The organism is Micromonospora sp. NPDC048898 (assembly GCF_043198035.1).
Taxonomy (GTDB): Bacteria; Actinomycetota; Actinomycetes; order Mycobacteriales; family Micromonosporaceae; genus Micromonospora.
The window spans coordinates 1-16,324 of the sequence record NZ_JBICUF010000025.1; the positions used below are offsets into that span (position 1 = coordinate 1).

Sequence of the window (16,324 nt, forward strand, 5' to 3'; positions counted from 1 at the left end):
GGATACCGGTGTTGTATCCGGGCCAATCTCCAACGCGGCCGGTCGTCGTCTGGGCCCGCCGCAGGCCGGCCAGGGGCTTTGACACAGGCCCTAGGCGTGCGGCGCGGCTTCTTCGGCGGCCAGGGCCTGATAGTAGGGCTGCATGGCGGGGTGGTACTCGTCGAACTCGGGCCGGGGTGAGCCGTCCCGGGAGGCGACGAGCAGGTCCAGGTAGTACTCCCAGCCGGCGCCGACCTCCGCGACGCCCTCCAGGCTCGTCAGGTGCTGGACGAACCGCAGCTCGGTCGTGCCGTCGGTCTCGGTCAGCACCAGTTCCAGCCGCCAGGTGCCGTAGCTGTCGATCAGCGACACGGCCAGGCGTCGCTGTGGCTCGCACGCGTCGATGTGGACGTCAGACCAGGGCTGCTCCTCCTCGTACGCCATCTGGAGCCGGATGGTCCGTCCGGGCGCGGCGTCGCCCTCCCACGGGCCGAACCAGCGGGCCGTGCGCTCCGACTCGGTCAGGCTGGCCCAGACGTCCGCCGCCGGGGCGCGGAAGGTCCGGGTGAGGACGAGATCGTGGCCGGTGGCGGTGCGGAACAGGCGTCCGGCGGGCGTACGGGTCATGCGGTGTGCTCCCTTCGATGCTCCGCCGGGCCGCTGCCGCGGCGCTCTCGGCGGGTGCGATAGATCTCGGTCTCCAGCGCGTCGAGGTGCCGCTCCCACCGGTCGGCGCCGGCGAGCCCGGCGAGCCAGTCGGCAAGCGGGGCGAGTGGGCCGGGGTCGAGGCGGTAGATCCGCTGCCGGCCGACCAACTCGTCGCGGACCAGCCCGCTCTCGCGCAGGACCCGCAGGTGGCGGCTGATCGCGGGTCGGCTGATCGTGAAGCGTTGGGCGATGTCGCCGGCGGAGAGGGGTTCGTCGCGCAGCATGGTCAGGATGTGCCGTCGCACCGGGTCCGCGATTGCGGTGGCCACCTCGTCCACACCGGAAGCGTAACCCATAGGTTACGGGTTTGCCGACCCGCCTGCGTCGATGATGGGCACATGATCAGCTGGCCTGGCACCCTGTACGGCATGGCCACCCTGCTTCGCTCCCGGATGACCGACTGGACCGTTGCCGTACCCGTGCTCGCCGTGCTGGTGCTGCTCGCCACCTGGGGGCGGGACCTGCCCGGGCCGATCATCGCGGTGGTCGCGGTGCTGCTGGGAGGTGCGGTGCTGGCGGCCGTGCACCACGCGGAGGTGGTCGCCCACCGGGTGGGGGAGCCGTACGGGTCGCTGGTGCTCGCCGTCGCGGTCACCGTGATCGAGGTCGCCCTCATCGTCACACTGATGATCAGCGGGCCGGAGAAGACCCAGTCACTCGCCCGCGACACCGTCTTCGCCGCCGTCATGATCACCTGCAACGGCATCCTCGGCCTGTCCCTGCTGCTCGGGGCACTACGCCGGCGCGTCGCCGTGTTCAACCCGGAGGGCACCGGTGGCGCGCTGGCCACCGTGATCACCCTGGCCACGCTGAGCCTGGTCATCCCGACCTTCACCACGGCCCGGCCCGGCCCGGAGTTCAGCCCGGCCCAACTCACCTTCGCCGCCGTCGCGTCGCTGGCCCTGTACGGGCTGTTCGTGCTGGTGCAGACCGGCCGGCACCGTGACTACTTCCTGCCGGTCGACAGCCAGGGGCGGGTGATCGACGCCGAGGAGCACGCCAAACCGCCGACGACCCGCGCGGCACTGATCAGCCTGGGGCTGCTGCTGGTGGCGTTGATCGCCGTGGTGGGTGACGCCAAGACCGTCTCGCCGACCATCGAGGCCGGCGTGGCGGCCGCGAACCTGCCGCACGCCTTCGTCGGTGTGATCATCGCCCTGCTGGTGCTGCTGCCGGAGACCCTCGCCGCCGCCCGCGCCGCGCGCCGCGACCGCGTACAGATCAGCCTGAACCTCGCGCTCGGCTCCGCGATGGCCAGCATCGGCCTGACCATCCCGGCCATCGCGATCGCCTCGATCTGGCTGGACGGCCCCCTCCTGCTGGGCCTCGGCGGCACCCAACTCGCCCTGCTCGCGCTGACCGCGGTCACCGCGGTGCTGACCGTCGTGCCGGGCCGGGCCAACGTGCTGCAGGGTGGCGTACACCTGGTGTTGCTGGCCGCGTTCGTCTTCCTGGCCGCGAGTCCCTGACCGTCCGCCGCCGGCTCAGCCGGCAGGCGGCGGGTCGCCCGCGAGGCGGTCCGCGCGGGCGTTCAGGTAGCGCTGCTGCGCCAGGTTCGTCGAGCGCGCCGCCGCCCTCCGGTACGCCTCGCGCGCCGCGACCCGCTCACCCTCCAGCTCCCACAGGTGCGCGCGGGCGGCCGGCAGGCGGGGGTCGTCGGCCAGCCGCGCGTCGTCGGCCAGGTCGGCGAGCAGCGCCAACCCTGCCGACGTGCCCCGACTCATCGCCACCGCCACCGCGTGGTTGAGCGCCACCACCGGGTTGTCGGAGATGCCCAGCAGCACCTCGTACAGGGCGGTGATCTGTGCCCAGTCGGTCTCCCGCGCACTGGGCGCCTCGTCGTGCAGTGCCGCGATGGCCGCCTGCACCTGGTACGCCCCGACGACCCCGCGCGGCAGCGCCCCGGTGATCAGCTCGACCCCCTCGGCGATCTGGTCGGCCCGCCACCTGCTCCGGTCCTGCTCGGCCATCGGCACCAACTCGCCGTGCGGGCCGAGCCGCGCCGGAGCCCGCGCATCGGTGAGCAGCATCAACGCGAGCAGCCCGGTGACCTCGGGATCCTCGGGCAGCAGCCGGTGCACCAGGCGGGTCAACCGGATCGCCTCGGTGGTCAGGTCAGCGCGCAGCAACCCGGGACCGGCCGTGCGGGCATACCCCTCCGTGAAGATCAGGTAGAGCACGTGCAGCACGGCGGCGAGCCGGTCGGCGCGCTCCGGGCCGGTCGGCGGCGCGAACCGCAGTCCACTGTCACGGATCCGTTGCTTGCCCCGGCTGATCCGCCGGGTCATCGTCGCCTCCGGCACCAGGAACGCACGCGCCACCTCGGCGGTGCTCAGCCCGCCCACGGCGCGCAGCGTGAGCGCGATCTGCGACGCCGGCGACAGCGCCGGGTGGCAGCACAGGAAGAGCAGGATGAGCGTGTCGTCCGCGTCCGCCGGCGAATGGTCGGCCGCCGGAGCCCGCCACTGCTCCGGCAGCACCCACCGTGCCACCGTGTCCTCCCGCCGCATCCGGGCCTGTTCGGAGCGCAACAGGTCGGTCAGCCGGCGGGACGCGACGGTGATCAACCAGCCGCGTGGGTTGTCCGGTACGCCGTCGCGCGGCCACCCGCTCACCGCCGCGATCAGCGCCTCCTGCACCGCGTCCTCAGCGGTGTCGAAGTGCCCGTAGCGACGTACCAGCGCGCCGAGGACCTGCGGCGCCAGCTCGCGCAGCAGGTCCTCGACGCGTGTCGGCGGCATGGTCAGCCGGCCAGGTCCTCGATGCCCTCCAGCACCGGCCGCACGTCCACGTACCCGTCGGGCGCGGTGGGGTCGACAAGTCCGGCGGCGATCTCGGTGGCCCGGTCGAAGCTGGCGCACTCCACGATCGTGTAACCCGCCAGGACCTCCTGCGTCTCCGGGTACGGGCCGTCGGTGACCACGGGTGCGCCCTCGCGTACCTGCACCCGGCGCGCGTGCACGGGCTCGGTCAGGCCCTGGGCGTCCACCAACTCCCCGGACTCGGCCAGCGCCTGGTGGAACGTCTCCATGTGCTTGTGCATCGCCGCGATCTGCTCGGCCGACATCGCCGGCCGGTCGGAAGCCCGCCCCGACAACACGTCGTAGTCCTGCTGCGAACCGTAGAGCAAAATCATGTACTTCACGGGTGCTCCCTCCTGTCTCTGGTGCCGCCGCGGCACCGCTCACCAGAAACGTCGAAGCCCAACCCCCACCACCAGACACCACCCCACCGATTCGATCCGTTGATCATGAGGTTATAGCTCCGACACGCCGACACCGGAGGCAATAACTCCATGATCAACAGGGGAGAGGTGGGGAGGCCGGCGGCTGACGGTTCACTGGCCGTAGGAGCGGCGGAGCCGGTCATTGATCAGGTAGTTGAGCCGGTGCCGCAGGTACCCGAGTGTGCTCTCGCTCGGCACCTCCCCGTCGGTGGTGAGCGTCCACCGCAGCGCGCACTCCGGGCCGGGTGGGTGGGCGGCCAGGTCGAAACGGACCCGGTCCAGCGGCCGGTGCGGCCACAGCGACGACCAGATCAGCAGTACGGGGGCGTAGCCGGCCAGCACCCTCGGCGGCACCTCGTCGTCACGCAGTTCCAGCCAGGGCCGGCTACCGACCTCGTACGGGTCGCGCAGCGAACGCCACACGACGTGGGGCGGGGCCGGCTGACGGCGAAGGCGGCTGCCCAACTCGTGCACCACGACCCTCCTCGCTGGGCGGCCACACCCGCCCTCGTCTCATTCTGGTCGCACGGCACGTGAACCATCCGGTGCCCGTGCCCGTGCCCGTGCAACCGACGACGGGCGTGGCGGTCGTATCGTCGGGGTACTGCGTAGCGCGAGCACGGATGTCTGGGAGGCACAGTGGGCACACGGTCAGGACGCGACGCCCGGGGCCCGGTGGCGGCCCTGCTGACCGCCGCCCTGCTGTCGCTCGCCTGCGCGGGAGGCGGGCTGGCCGAGCCGGAGGGCGAGCGCCCCGCACCGGCCCGTTCGCCGGGCTCCCCGGAGCCGACCACCACCCGGGCCGACGGCACCACGAGCGTCGCCGAGTTCAAGCAGGACGTCGCCGACGCGCAGACGATCGCCGAACGGTACTGGGCGGCCCAGTTCAAGGAGTCCGGGCAGCGGTTCCAACCGATCCGGCGGATCACCCCGTACCAGCGGGCGGGCGAGGTGTCCTGCGGGGGCGAGCCGCTGCCCCGCAACAACGCCGTCTACTGCTCGCGGGGCGACTTCATCGCGTACGACGTCGCCTGGTCGGTGGCGGCGTTCCGCCAGGTCGGCGACGCGTTCGTGTTCTACCTGCTCGGCCACGAGTACGCCCACGGCATCCAGGTGCGGCTCGGCATCAACTACAGCTTCACCATCCAGCAGGAGTTGCAGGCCGACTGCATGGCCGGCGCGTACCTCGGCGACTCGGTGCGCGCCAAGGCCCTGACCCTCGCCGACGGTGACCTGGACGAGTTCCGCGAAGGGCTGGCCGCCGTGGGCGACGACCCGGACCAGCCGTGGTTCGCGGAGGGCTCGCACGGCACCGCGCAGCAGCGCACCGACTCGTTCTTCCGCGGCTACGAGCGTTCGCTGGAGGCCTGCGACCTGGGCTGAGGGGGTTGTCCGGATCACGTCGGCGCCCAGCACGGTCACCGGCGGTGCCCTGGCCTGGCAGGATCGCCGGTGTCGCCCACGACCCTGGAGGATCCGCTGAGCAGCCACCACCTTGCCGCCGTGCTCTTCGACATGGACGGCACGCTTGTCGACAGCGAGAAGCTGTGGGACGTCGCGTTGGAGGAACTCGCCCGGGAGTACGGCGGCGAGCTGTCCGAGGACGCCCGCCGGGCGATCATCGGCACCAGCATGGCGGAGTCGATGCGGCTCCTGCACGACGACCTGGGGCAGCCCGAACGGGACCCGGAGATCAGCGGAGCGTGGATCTACGCCCGGATCCTGGAGTTGTTCCGCGGCGGCCTGCCCTGGCAGCCCGGCGCGTTCGAGCTGCTGCGTGCCGTCCGCGCGGCGCAGATCCCCACCGCGCTCGTCACCTCCAGCCCCCGGGCGCTCGTGGAGATCGCCCTGGACACCCTGGGCCGGGACAACTTCGACGTGGTGGTCGCGGGCGACGAGGTCGTGGCGGCCAAGCCGCATCCCGAGCCCTACCTGACCGCGGCCCGCCTGCTGGGTGTGCCGATCGAGCGGTGCGTGGCCATCGAGGACTCGCCGACCGGGGTGGCCAGCGCACGCGCCTCGGGTGCGGCGGTGCTGGCCGTACCGGCGGAGGTGGCGCTCGCGCCCACTGTCGGCGTACACCAGGTGCAGAGCCTGACCGGCGTGGACCTGGCGCTGCTCGCGGCGCTGCTGGCCGACCGCGCCGCGGCCTAGCGAGAGAACGGGGCCCCGGCGCCCGCCGCGGCCTAAGGGATATCTCGTAACTCGATTACCGTGCTGGCCTGTTCAGGTGAGTCGTACCCCGTCGAGGAGCATGGTCAGGCCTCGCTGGTAGTACTCCTGCTCGTCGGGAAGTCCGAGGAAGAAGTCGGCGGTTTCGGTCAGGTGGGGGTAGTCCTGCGGGGAGAGTGACTTCAGCCGCGCGCGCTTGGCGTTGAGCAGGGACTCCCGCAGGGCCGGGTCGGCGACGGCGGTTTCACCCGGCTGGCGGATCACCAACCCGATCAACGCGTTAAGCAGGAAGATGCTCAGCTGCGCTGCGGCCACCGGCGAGTGTCCCTCGGCGCGCAGCAGTCCGATGACCCGCTCGGCCAGATCGATGCCGGCGTCCGTGCGCATGAAGCGGAGGGGTGCGATCTCGGCGAGGGCGGGGTGCGCGCGCAGGACACGCAGCAGGGCCGCCATCACCGTAGGCAGGTCGGGCTCGCTGTCGGCGGTCAGCTCCATTTCGCCGAGGATCCGCTCGACCAGCGCGTCGAGGAGGGCGTCCTTGCTGTTGAAGTGCCAGTACAGCGCCATGGGAGTGACGTTCCAGACCGCAGCGACCCGGCGCAGTGTGACGGCGTCGAGCCCGTCCGCATCCGCGATGGCGAGGGCTGTGGACAGGAGCTCGCCGCGATCGAGTCGCTCGGTGGCCGGGGGTCGGGGTGACATGAGGCTCACTATATCTCGTAAAGGGTGCGGTTGACGATACAGCAAGGAGGCGTTATCTTCGATATACAGAGTAAATTTACACCATATAGTTAGAGGCGGCCATGAGTCTTCAACAAGGGGAGAACCCTGTGACCCGCACCATCGTCATGACCGGCGCGACTCGCGGGTTCGGCCGCGTCGCCGTCGAGCGCGTCCTCGACGGCGACGCTGAGGCGCACCTCGTGCTCCTGGCCCGTGGCGCCACGGGAAACGAGCTCGCCGCCCAGCTCCGCCGCAACGGGCGCGCCGTGACATCGATTCCCATGGACCTGTTGTCGATGGGCAGCGTCCGCGCGGCAGCTGACGAGCTGATCCGACGGCTCGATACAGGAGATCTGCCGCCGCTGCGCGGATTCATCGGCAACGCCGGCCTGCTTTACACGAACAACGTCACGGAGAGTCCGGACGGATTCGAGGCGACATTCGCCGTCAACGTGCTCGCCAATCACGTCCTTCTCCGCCTTCTGCAGGATCGATTCGAGGTGCCGTCACGGATCGTCCTCACCGTCAGCGACGCGCACTTCGGCGACTTCCGCCACAACGCGGGAATGATGCCCGCGCCGTCCTGGCAGGATCCGGCCGGCCTGGCCCGCATCCGCGCGTTCCCGGAGGCCGACACTGTCACGGCGGGAGGGACGGCTTACTCCACCAGCAAGCTCGCCGCGATTTACCTCATCCACGAGTACGCACGACGCCTGCCGCAGGGCGTCGACATTGTCGGCTACAACCCTGGATTCGTGCCCGGTACCGGCCTGAGCCGCGATGCAGGCGCAGCTGTCCGGTTCGTGGGGCGGCGGATCATGCCACTTTTGACGCTGACCCCGATGGCGTCGAGCCAGAAAGTCGCCGGCCAGCGCCTCGCCGACGTCGCGCTCGGACGCGTCCCGGCACCTTCCGGTTCCTACATCGACCGCACCCGAGTGGAGCGCTCGTCCAAGGAGTCCTACGACCCTGACCGTGAACGACAGCTTTGGGAGGCCGTAGAAGACCTGCGCTCCTCAGTCGCATCCTGAGAGACACCCCAGACGTAAGCAATATCCCGTAATCCGGTGAAGGTCCGAGCCGGGCGGTGGGTGATCATCGATGGGTGCAGGTGGTTCGGGGTTTCTCACTCGGCGGTGCACCGGGTGATCGATATCCTCGGGCCGCTACTCGCGTCGGCGCCGGTACGCCACTGCCCGAAAGACCAGGTCGCGATCGTGGACGGCACCCTGTTCCCGACCCGGGATCACCGGCTCGCCGCGCAGAGCAAGAACTACCGCTACTCGACCAACCTGCTGGTGGCGATCGACGCGAACACCCGCCTCGTCATCGCCTTGGGCGACCCGCAACCCGGCAACCGCAACGACACGATCGTGTACCGCAGCAGCGGCATCAACACCCAACTCGCCGGTCGCGAGGTGATGGCCGACGGCGGCTACCGCGGGAACCTCGAAGTGATCATGCCGTACCGCAAGCCCGTGACGGCAGCGAGTTGCCCGAGTGGAAGCAGGACTGTAACGCCAGGCATCGCAACGATCGCCCACCTGCACAACATCGCTCTGTCCAGCTGACCGGAAACCGGCGGCGAGCAACGCCTGCATCGAGTTACGAGACGTCGCCTAGCGAGGAAAAGGGGCCCCGGCGTCTGCCGAGGCCCCTTTTCCTTCCTGCTCAGTCGTGGGCGATAGCGCCCAGGACGTTGATCCGAGCCGCACGGATGGCCGGGAGCACCGCGGCCACCACCCCGATGATCGCGGCCAGGCCGAGGAAGACGCCCATCTGCCCCCAGGGCAGGATCAGGTCGGTGATCCCCTCGTCCTTGAGTGCCTCGACCACGGCGGCACCGAGGCCGGTGCCGACCGCCACGCCCAGCAGCGCGCCGAACACGGAGATCACCACCGCCTCCACGGTGATCATGCCCATGGTCTGCGACCGGCGCAGGCCGATCGCCCGCAACAGACCCAACTCCCGGGTCCGCTCCAGCACCGAGAGCGCCAGGGTGTTGATGATGCCGAGTACGGCGATCACGATGGCCAGGGCCAGCAGGATCTGGATCATCGTGAGCAGCCCGTCGAGCTGACCGGTCTGCTGCTTGATGAACGCGTCCCGGTCCGCCACCGACACCTCGGGACTGTCCGCCAGCAGCGTCTCCACCTGGGGCTGCACGTCGGCGACCCGGGCACCGGGGGCGAGCTGGATGAAGCCCTGGATGGGCTGCGGGATGGTGAAGTCCGTCGCGGCCTGCACCGGCAACGTCACCGGGTTGGTCAACTGGGACGACTCGTAGATGCCGCTGACGGTGTACGTGCGGGCCTCACCGCGGGTCAGCTGCACCGTGACCGTCGAACCCACCGACCAGCCACGCGAGGTGGCCGTGTCGGAACTGGCCAGCATCTGGGTCGGCCCGAGCCGGTCGATGTCACCGGCGGTGGCCTTCGCCCCGAAGATCTGCCGCAGCGACGTGATGTCACTGCTGGCCGCGACCCAGGTGCTCTTGCCGTCGAGCTTCGCCATGTCGCCGTACTCGCCGTCGACCAACTGCACACCGGGCAGGGCCTTGGCCTTGTCCAGCACACCCGGGTCGAAGCTCGGCGGACGCGGACCACCCTGCTGACCGGAGATCACCAACTCGGCCTTGATGGTGTCCTGGGCGAGCGCGCTGATGCTGCCCTTGGCCGAGTCGAGGATCACCGTGACGCCGGTGACCAGCGCGATGCCGACCATCAGCGCGGCGGCGGTGATCGCCGTGCGGCGCGGGTTGCGCCCGGAGTTGAGCCGGCCCAGCTTGCCCGGCACCGACCAGGAGAAGATCGCACCGAGCAGGCTCACCACCGGCCGGCTGATCAACGGGGTCAGCAGCGCCACACCGATGAAGGCGAACAGCACCCCACCCAGGATGGTCGGCAGGGTGCTGCCGCGGGCATTGCCGCTGAGCCCGAGGAAGAGCAGCACCGCGCCGATGGCGGTGACCAGCGACCCGGCCACGGTGACCTTGGTCAACGGCCGGTCCGGCGTGGCCACGTCCTGCATGGCCGCGATCGGCGGGATCCGCGATGCCCGCAGCGCCGGCAGCAGGGCCGCCACCACGGTGATGACCAGACCGACCGCGAACGAGCCGATCACCGCGGCCGCCGGCACGCCGACCCCGGCCAGGGCCAGGCCACCGGCGAACTTGCCGAACAGGAACGCCAGCAGCGCCCCCACCCCGATGCCGGCGGCGAGGCCGAGCACCGAGGCGATCAGGCCCACCGCGATGGCCTCCAACACCACCGAGCCGATGATCTGCCGGCCGCTGGCCCCGATGGCGCGCATCAGCGCCAACTCCCGGGTGCGTTGCGCGACGATGATCGAGAAGGTGTTGAGGATCAGGAACGTGCCGACGAGCAACGCCACCGCCGCGAAGCCGAGCAGGATCTTGTTGAAGAAGGACAGCCCCTCCTTCAGGCTGGCCGACGCGTCCGCGGCCAGCTGCTTGCCGGTCTTCACCTCGAAGTCCGGGCCCAGGGTGCGAGCCACGTCGTCGCGCAGCTTCTCGTCGGAGACCCCGCCGACGGCGTTGACGGTGATGCTGCTGAACGTGTCCGGCTGGCCGAGCATCAGCCGCTGCGCCACCGGCGTGGTGAAGAAGACCTCGTTGACCCCGCCGATCGAGTCCCGGTCGCCGCTGTAGCCCATGATGCCGACCAGGGTGAAGTCGCGCTTCTTCGACTCGAACGCGGTGAGCACGCCGACCTTCTGGCCCACCTGCACCTTCGCCGTCGTGGCCAACGCCTTGTTGAGCACGATCTCGTCCTCGGCCTGCGGCGCGCGTCCCTCCCGCAACTGCATCAGCTCGGTCTCGCCGATCCAGTTCTCGCCCAACTGCGGCGGGCCGAACGAGGTGACCACCTTGCCGTTGCTGCCGATCACGCGGGCGCCGTCGGCGTTGACGATGCCGGTCGCCGACGCCACCCCCGGCGCCTGCTTGACCCGTTCCACCACGGCGGCGGGCAGCGGGGCGTTGGTCTGCTCGCCCTCCATCTCGCTGAGCTCCACCTTCGGCTTCGCCGCGACGTTCACGTCGATCTCGGAGAAGCCGTCGGCGAAGACCGAGTCGAACGAGCGACCCAGCGTGTCGGTCAACACGAAGGCACCGGAGACGAACATCACCCCGAGCACCACCGCCAGACCGGACAGGATCAGCCGGACCTTGCGGGCCAGCAGACTCTTCATTGTCGCGCGGAACATCAGTTGCCCACCTCGGCCGGAGTGTCCAGCTTCTTCATGGTGTCCAACACCGTCTCGGCGGTCGGCTCGATCAGCTCCGAGACGATCTGCCCGTCGGCGAGGAAGACCACCCGGTCGGCGTACGCCGCGGCGGTCGGGTCGTGGGTGACCATCACGATCGTCTGGCCGTGCTCGCGGACCGAGTTGCGCAGGAAGTTGAGCACCTCCGCGCCGGAGCGCGAGTCCAGGTTGCCGGTCGGCTCGTCCGCGAAGATCACCTCGGGGCGGGAGACCAGCGCCCGCGCGCACGCCACGCGCTGCTGCTGCCCGCCGGAGAGCTGAGCCGGCCGGTGGTCCAGCCGGTCCTTCAGACCGACCGTGGTGATCACCGTGTCGTACCAGGTCGGGTCCGGCTTGCGCCCGGCGATCGAGAGCGGCAGCAGGATGTTCTCCTTGGCGGTCAGCGTGGGCAGCAGGTTGAACTGCTGGAAGATGAAGCCCACCTTGTCGCGGCGCAGCTTCGTCAGCCCCGCGTCGCCCAGCCCGGTGACTGTCGTCTCACCGATCGCCACCGTCCCCCGGGTCACCGAGTCCAGGCCGGCGAGGCAGTGCATCAGCGTCGACTTACCCGAACCGGACGGCCCCATGATCGCGGTGAACCGGCCACGTTCGAACTCGGCGCTGACCCCCCGTAGCGCGATGACCTGAGCCTCGCCGCTGCCGTACACCTTCCACACGTCGTTCGCCCGGGCCGCGGCCTGCGCCTGCTGGCCTACCGTCGCGGTCACGTCATCTACCTCTTCCGTCTGTCCGTATGTTCACGCCGCCCCCCGATGGTCCGGCGTGACTGTTCCATCTTCGGCGCTGATCACGCCCGTTCCGTCCGCCCACGGGGGGACCCGGTGCGGATTTCCCGCTGCGGGTGGCCCCCGATGTCGGCTCAGGGTTGCCCCTGACCCGACGACCGGTCGACCCCTTTCCCACGACCGGCGAAGCCGCCGAACCCGACTCTGCCCCCTCACGTCACAGGAGGGTCAACAGGGCCGAGCCGTCTCCGGTCACGGTAGGTGACGACGGCAACGAGGCCGTCCCCCCACGGAGGGATTCCCGAGTACGCCCGGTGGGGTAGTCGCCGTACGACGGCTACGCCCGTGGGCGGATCAGACCCGACTCGTACGCCAGCACCACGGCCTGCACCCGGTCCCGCAGTCGCAGCTTCGTCAGCAGGCGCCCGACGTGGGTCTTCACGGTGGTCTCGCTGACCGACAGCACCGCCGCGATCTCGGCGTTGGACAACCCCCGTGCCACCTGCACCAGCACCTCGCGTTCCCGGTCGGTCAGCGTGCCGAGCACCGGCGAGGGCGTCGCCGCCGGGTCGGGCAGCAGGTCGGCGAAGCGCTCCAGCAGCCGCCGCAGGATCCGTGGCGCGACCACCGCGTCCCCGCCGGCCACCGTGCGGATCGCCGCGATCAGCTCCTCGGCGGGCACGTCCTTGGCCAGGAACCCGCTGGCACCCGCGCGCAGCGCCCCCACCACGTACTCGTCCAGGTCGAACGTGGTGAGCACCAGCACCCGCACCGGCAACCGGGCGTCGACGATCGCCCGGGTCGCCGCCACCCCGTCCATGCGGGGCATCCGGATGTCCATCAGCACGACGTCGGGCAGCAGCCGCCGGGACAGCTCCACCGCCTCCACACCGTCGCCGGCCTCGGCGACCACGTCCAGGTCACCCTCGGCCCCCAACACCATCCGGAAACCGGTGCGCAGCAGCGGTTGGTCGTCGGCGAGCAGGATTCGTACCGGCCGCGCCGAGGCCCCCCGATCCGTCATCTCGTCTCCCGTTCCGCCGACGCCGTGCCCGCACCGCTCATCCTCGCGTACGCCGGACGGTGCGTCGCGGACCACGGTAGAGGCCACCCCGCCGCGGTGTCCCCACCGACGCGGCACCGCTTCGATCGGGCCGGCCGGCGGGGCGTGGTGCCACGCGGCGGGGCGCGGTCGGCGGGGGTGTGGTGCCACGCGGCGGGGGCCTGGTCGGCGGGGCGTGGTGCCACGCGGCGGGGCGCGGTCGGCGGCCGGCCGGACACGGTGCGGCGGGCACAGGCGGCCCGCCGCGAGGCGCTCACTCGTCGGCGCCGGGCACCACCGGGGCGGACCGGGCGTCGCGCAGCGGATCGGCGGTCGCCGCGGCGACCGGAAACGGCGGTGGGGTGCCGCCGAAACTCGGGCACAGCGCCTGGTGGCTGCACCAGTCGCAGAGCCGGCTCGGCCGGGGGCGGAAATCCTGCCGGGCGGTGGCCTGCTCGATCGCCCGCCACAACGCCACCACCGTGCGCTCGAAGCGGAGCAACTCGTCGGCGTCCGGCGTGTAGTCCAACACCTCGGCGTCGCGCAGGTAGAGCAGTCGCAGCACCCGGGGCACCACCCCCCGGGTGCGCCACAACACCAGCGCGTAGAACTTCAGCTGGAACAGTGCCCGCGCCTCGAACGCCTCCCGTGGCGCGCCCCCGGTCTTGTAGTCGACCACCCGCAGCGCACCGTCCGGAGCGACGTCGAGCCGGTCGAGATAGCCCCGGATCAGCAACTCCTCGTCGACCACCGCCGAGATCAGGCTCTCCCGTTCGGCCGGCTCCAGCCGGGTCGGGTCCTCCACGGCGAAGTAGCCCTCCAACAGCCCCGCCGCCGAGCGGAGGAACTCCACCGGACCGGCCGGCTCCGCCCCGTCGAAGATCGCGGCCAGCTCCGGCTGCTCGGTGACCAGCCGGTCCCACTGGGGGGCCACCAGATCGCCGGCCGCCGCCGGTGTGCGGCCCTGCGCGGGCAGGTCGAACAGGCGCTCCAGCACCGCGTGCACAAGCGTGCCCCGGGCCTGCTCGATCGTGGTGCGCTCGGGCAGCCGGTCGATGCTGCGGAACCGGTAGAGCAGTGGGCAGGTCTTGAAATCCGCCGCCCGCGACGGCGACAGCGAGGCCCGCACCGTCGGCGGCGCCTGCGCCGGAGAGGAGGGCTGGGAGGTGGTGACCGGTTCCGCCGTCATGTCCGCAAAGGTTAGGGCACCGGTGTGACACCGACCGCCGCCCGCCCCGCGCGGCGACGGTCCGTAGCATCGTGGCGATGGAGCAGACCCCCCGGCCGCCGCGCCGACCCGATCGGCGCCTCGGCCTGAACGTCGGCCGCGTGTTCGGGGTGCCGCTGCACCTCAACGGCTCCATGGTCCTGCTCGCGGTGCTCATCGCCGTGCTGTACGCCGAGTTCGCCCGCCGGCAGCTGGACCTGCCGCAGATCAGCGGCTACCTGATCGGCTTCGGGTTCGTCGTGTCGCTGCTCGGCTCGGTGCTCCTGCACGAGCTGGGCCACGCCCTCACCGCCCGGCGCTACGGCATCGGTGTGCGCGGAATCACCCTGGAACTGCTCGGCGGCTACACCGAGATGGACCGGGACGCCCCGTCGCCCCGCGTCGACCTGCTGGTCTCGCTGGCCGGCCCGGCGGTCTCCGCGGTGCTCGGCGTCCTCGCGGTCGTCGCCACCCTCGCCCTGCCCGAACGGACGGTGGCGCACCAACTCGCCTTCCAACTCGCCGTCAGCAACGTCATCGTCGCCCTGTTCAACAGCCTGCCCGGGCTGCCCCTCGACGGCGGCCGGGCGCTGCGCGCCGCGGTGTGGGGGCTGACCCACGACCGGCACCTCGGCACCGAGGTCGCCGGCTGGGCCGGCCGGGTCGTCGCGGTCGGCACCGCCGCCCTGGTCGGGCTGCTCACCGTGGCCGACTACCTGGCGCCGCTCGCGCTGCCGCTGATGCTGCTGGTCGCCATCACCCTCTGGCGCGGCGCCGGGCAGGCGATCCGGGCCGCCCGCGTCAGCCGCCGGTTCCCGCTGATCGACCTGTCCCGGCTGGCCCGCCCGGTCTGGCCGGTGGCCACCGGTACGCCCCTGGCCGAGGCCCAGCGCCGACGCGCCGAAGGTGGGCAGCCCACCGCGGCCCTGCTGGTCACCGACTCCACCGGCCGGCCGGTGGCGCTCGTCGACCCGGCCGCCGCCGACGCGGTGCCCGTCGACCGCCGACCGTGGTTGGCGGTGGACTCCGTCGCCCACGCGCTGGGCGCACTTCCCGCGCTGCCGGTCGGCCTGGACGGCGAGCGGGTGATGGAGGCCGTACAGGCCCACCCGGGCGCGCAGTACGTGGTGACGTCAGGCGAAGATGTCGTCGGCATTCTGCACATCGCGGACCTGGCACAGCTCCTCGAACCCAACCGGAAGATGACACCGTGACCGCAACTCCCTCCACCGTCGGAGCCGACCCCACCACCCCGGCGCTGACACCCGTGCACCGTGGGCCGTTCCGGCCCGGCGACCGGGTCCAGCTGACCGACCCCAAGGGGCGGATGCACACCGTGACGCTGGAGCCCGGCAAGGAGTTCCACACCCACCGCGGCATCCTGGCGCACGACACGCTGATCGGGCTCCCCGACGGCAGCGTGGTGACCACCGCCGGTGGCGGCACCGCGTTCCTCGCCCTGCGGCCACTCCTGTCGGACTATGTGCTGTCCATGCCGCGCGGCGCCCAGGTGATCTACCCGAAGGACTCGGCGCAGATCGTCGCCATGGGTGACATCTTCCCCGGCGCGAAGGTCCTCGAAGCCGGCGCCGGCTCCGGCGCGCTGAGCTGCTCCCTGCTGCGGGCCGTCGGCACCGAGGGCGAGCTGCACTCCTTCGAGCTGCGCGACGACTTCGCCCAGATCGCCAAGCGCAACGTCGAGGCGTTCTTCAACGGGCCACACCCGTCGTGGCACCTGCACGTGGGTGACGTCGCCACGTGTGAGGAGACCGGCTTCGACCGGATCATCCTGGACATGCTGACCCCCTGGGAAACTCTCGACATGGTCGAGCGGGCGCTGGTCCCCGGCGGGGTGTTCATCGGCTACGTCGCCACCACACCGCAGCTGTCCGAGCTGGTGGAGGCGCTGCGCGAGCGCGGCGGCTGGACCGAGCCGCGCGCCTGGGAGTCGCTGGTGCGCGACTGGCACGCCGAGGGCCTCGCCGTCCGGCCGGACCACCGGATGATCGCGCACACCGCGTTCCTGGTGTCCGCGCGCAAACTGGCCCCCGGGGTCACCGCGCCGCCGCGCCGCCGCAAGCCCAGCAAGGGCACCGAGGCGTACGCGCAGCGCCGCCAGGACCTGCGCGCGGCGGAGGCGGCCCGACAGGCCGCCGCCGCCGTGGCCGCGGACGCCCAGTCCAACGGTACGGGGGAGATGGGCAGGCCGTGACCATCGAGCTGGCTGCCGGCACCGTCGAGCAGGGGGAGGCGCT

At 71.3% G+C, this 16,324-nt stretch carries 16 protein-coding genes and 1 pseudogene; 7 read left to right on the forward strand and 10 right to left on the reverse strand.

The genetic code is table 11. The features are described 5' to 3' along the window. Positions 1-90: 90 nt before the first annotated feature. Both ACGFIQ_RS34060 and ACGFIQ_RS34065 read right to left on the reverse strand, forming a co-directional pair. Positions 91-606, reverse strand: a complete 516-nt coding sequence (locus ACGFIQ_RS34060; protein ID WP_393250107.1) for an SRPBCC family protein — start codon at positions 604-606, stop codon at positions 91-93. Beyond that, on the reverse strand, positions 603-965 hold the full coding sequence (locus ACGFIQ_RS34065) for a metalloregulator ArsR/SmtB family transcription factor (RefSeq protein WP_393250109.1): 363 nt from the start codon (positions 963-965) through the stop codon (positions 603-605). Before ACGFIQ_RS34065 ends, ACGFIQ_RS34060 begins: the two co-directional genes overlap by 4 nt. Before the next feature lie 90 nt (positions 966-1,055). On the opposite strand from ACGFIQ_RS34065, the gene ACGFIQ_RS34070 reads away from it, so the two are divergent. Then, a complete protein-coding gene (locus tag ACGFIQ_RS34070) occupies positions 1,056-2,156 on the forward strand; it encodes a calcium:proton antiporter (RefSeq protein ID WP_393250213.1) in 1,101 nt (366 codons plus the stop codon). Positions 2,157-2,171: 15 nt separating this feature from the next. Here ACGFIQ_RS34070 and ACGFIQ_RS34075 read toward each other — a convergent pair whose 3' ends face one another. From ACGFIQ_RS34075 to ACGFIQ_RS34085, 3 genes are all read right to left on the reverse strand, one after another. Then, positions 2,172-3,428 (reverse strand): RNA polymerase sigma factor, encoded by a 1,257-nt coding sequence (locus ACGFIQ_RS34075; RefSeq protein ID WP_393250111.1) that lies wholly within the window; start codon positions 3,426-3,428, stop codon positions 2,172-2,174. A gap of 2 nt (positions 3,429-3,430) precedes the next feature. Beyond that, positions 3,431-3,823 (reverse strand): YciI family protein, encoded by a 393-nt coding sequence (locus ACGFIQ_RS34080; protein WP_393250215.1) that lies wholly within the window; start codon positions 3,821-3,823, stop codon positions 3,431-3,433. 201 nt (positions 3,824-4,024) lie between these two features. Further along, positions 4,025-4,390: a hypothetical protein gene (locus ACGFIQ_RS34085; RefSeq protein ID WP_393250113.1), complete on the reverse strand. Its 366-nt coding sequence runs from the start codon at positions 4,388-4,390 to the stop codon at positions 4,025-4,027. Between the two features lie 162 nt (positions 4,391-4,552). Here ACGFIQ_RS34085 and ACGFIQ_RS34090 point away from each other — a divergent pair, with 162 nt between their 5' ends. Together ACGFIQ_RS34090 and ACGFIQ_RS34095 are read left to right on the forward strand one after the other, a co-directional pair. Beyond that, a complete protein-coding gene (locus ACGFIQ_RS34090) occupies positions 4,553-5,296 on the forward strand; it encodes a neutral zinc metallopeptidase (protein WP_393250115.1) in 744 nt (247 codons plus the stop codon). Positions 5,297-5,416: 120 nt separating this feature from the next. Continuing rightward, positions 5,417-6,067 carry an HAD family hydrolase gene (locus tag ACGFIQ_RS34095; protein ID WP_393250217.1) on the forward strand — a complete coding sequence of 217 codons (651 nt, stop codon included), beginning with the start codon at positions 5,417-5,419 and terminating at the stop codon, positions 6,065-6,067. Positions 6,068-6,139: 72 nt separating this feature from the next. Here the strand turns inward: ACGFIQ_RS34095 and ACGFIQ_RS34100 are convergent, their stop codons facing one another. Continuing rightward, on the reverse strand, positions 6,140-6,787 hold the full coding sequence (locus ACGFIQ_RS34100) for a TetR/AcrR family transcriptional regulator (RefSeq protein ID WP_393250117.1): 648 nt from the start codon (positions 6,785-6,787) through the stop codon (positions 6,140-6,142). A gap of 128 nt (positions 6,788-6,915) precedes the next feature. Between ACGFIQ_RS34100 and ACGFIQ_RS34105 the strand changes: the two genes are divergently transcribed. Next, complete coding sequence (locus ACGFIQ_RS34105) at positions 6,916-7,839, forward strand: SDR family NAD(P)-dependent oxidoreductase (protein WP_393250119.1); 924 nt, start codon at positions 6,916-6,918, stop codon at positions 7,837-7,839. Between the two features lie 84 nt (positions 7,840-7,923). After that, a pseudogene (locus ACGFIQ_RS34110) lies at positions 7,924-8,363 on the forward strand (transposase family protein); the annotation flags it as partial. Positions 8,364-8,479: 116 nt separating this feature from the next. Here ACGFIQ_RS34110 and ACGFIQ_RS34115 read toward each other — a convergent pair. The 4 genes from ACGFIQ_RS34115 to ACGFIQ_RS34130 form a co-directional block, all read right to left on the reverse strand. Next, positions 8,480-11,035, reverse strand: coding sequence for an ABC transporter permease (locus tag ACGFIQ_RS34115; RefSeq protein ID WP_393250121.1), 2,556 nt, complete (start codon positions 11,033-11,035; stop codon positions 8,480-8,482). Continuing rightward, entirely contained in the window at positions 11,035-11,802 is a 768-nt protein-coding gene (locus ACGFIQ_RS34120) for an ABC transporter ATP-binding protein (protein WP_357074016.1), read from the reverse strand. The genes ACGFIQ_RS34115 and ACGFIQ_RS34120 overlap by 1 nt, the downstream gene beginning before the upstream one ends. A gap of 355 nt (positions 11,803-12,157) precedes the next feature. Further along, positions 12,158-12,844, reverse strand: a complete 687-nt coding sequence (locus tag ACGFIQ_RS34125; protein WP_393250123.1) for a response regulator — start codon at positions 12,842-12,844, stop codon at positions 12,158-12,160. A 292-nt stretch (positions 12,845-13,136) separates the two neighbouring features. Next, a complete protein-coding gene (locus tag ACGFIQ_RS34130) occupies positions 13,137-14,051 on the reverse strand; it encodes a PD-(D/E)XK nuclease family protein (RefSeq protein ID WP_357074009.1) in 915 nt (304 codons plus the stop codon). 77 nt (positions 14,052-14,128) lie between these two features. On the opposite strand from ACGFIQ_RS34130, the gene ACGFIQ_RS34135 reads away from it, so the two are divergent. Both ACGFIQ_RS34135 and ACGFIQ_RS34140 read left to right on the forward strand, forming a co-directional pair. Further along, on the forward strand, positions 14,129-15,283 hold the full coding sequence (locus ACGFIQ_RS34135) for a M50 family metallopeptidase (protein WP_393250125.1): 1,155 nt from the start codon (positions 14,129-14,131) through the stop codon (positions 15,281-15,283). Then, positions 15,280-16,281, forward strand: a complete 1,002-nt coding sequence (locus ACGFIQ_RS34140; protein ID WP_393250127.1) for a tRNA (adenine-N1)-methyltransferase — start codon at positions 15,280-15,282, stop codon at positions 16,279-16,281. The genes ACGFIQ_RS34135 and ACGFIQ_RS34140 overlap by 4 nt, the downstream gene beginning before the upstream one ends. The last annotated feature ends 43 nt before the right edge of the window (positions 16,282-16,324 follow it).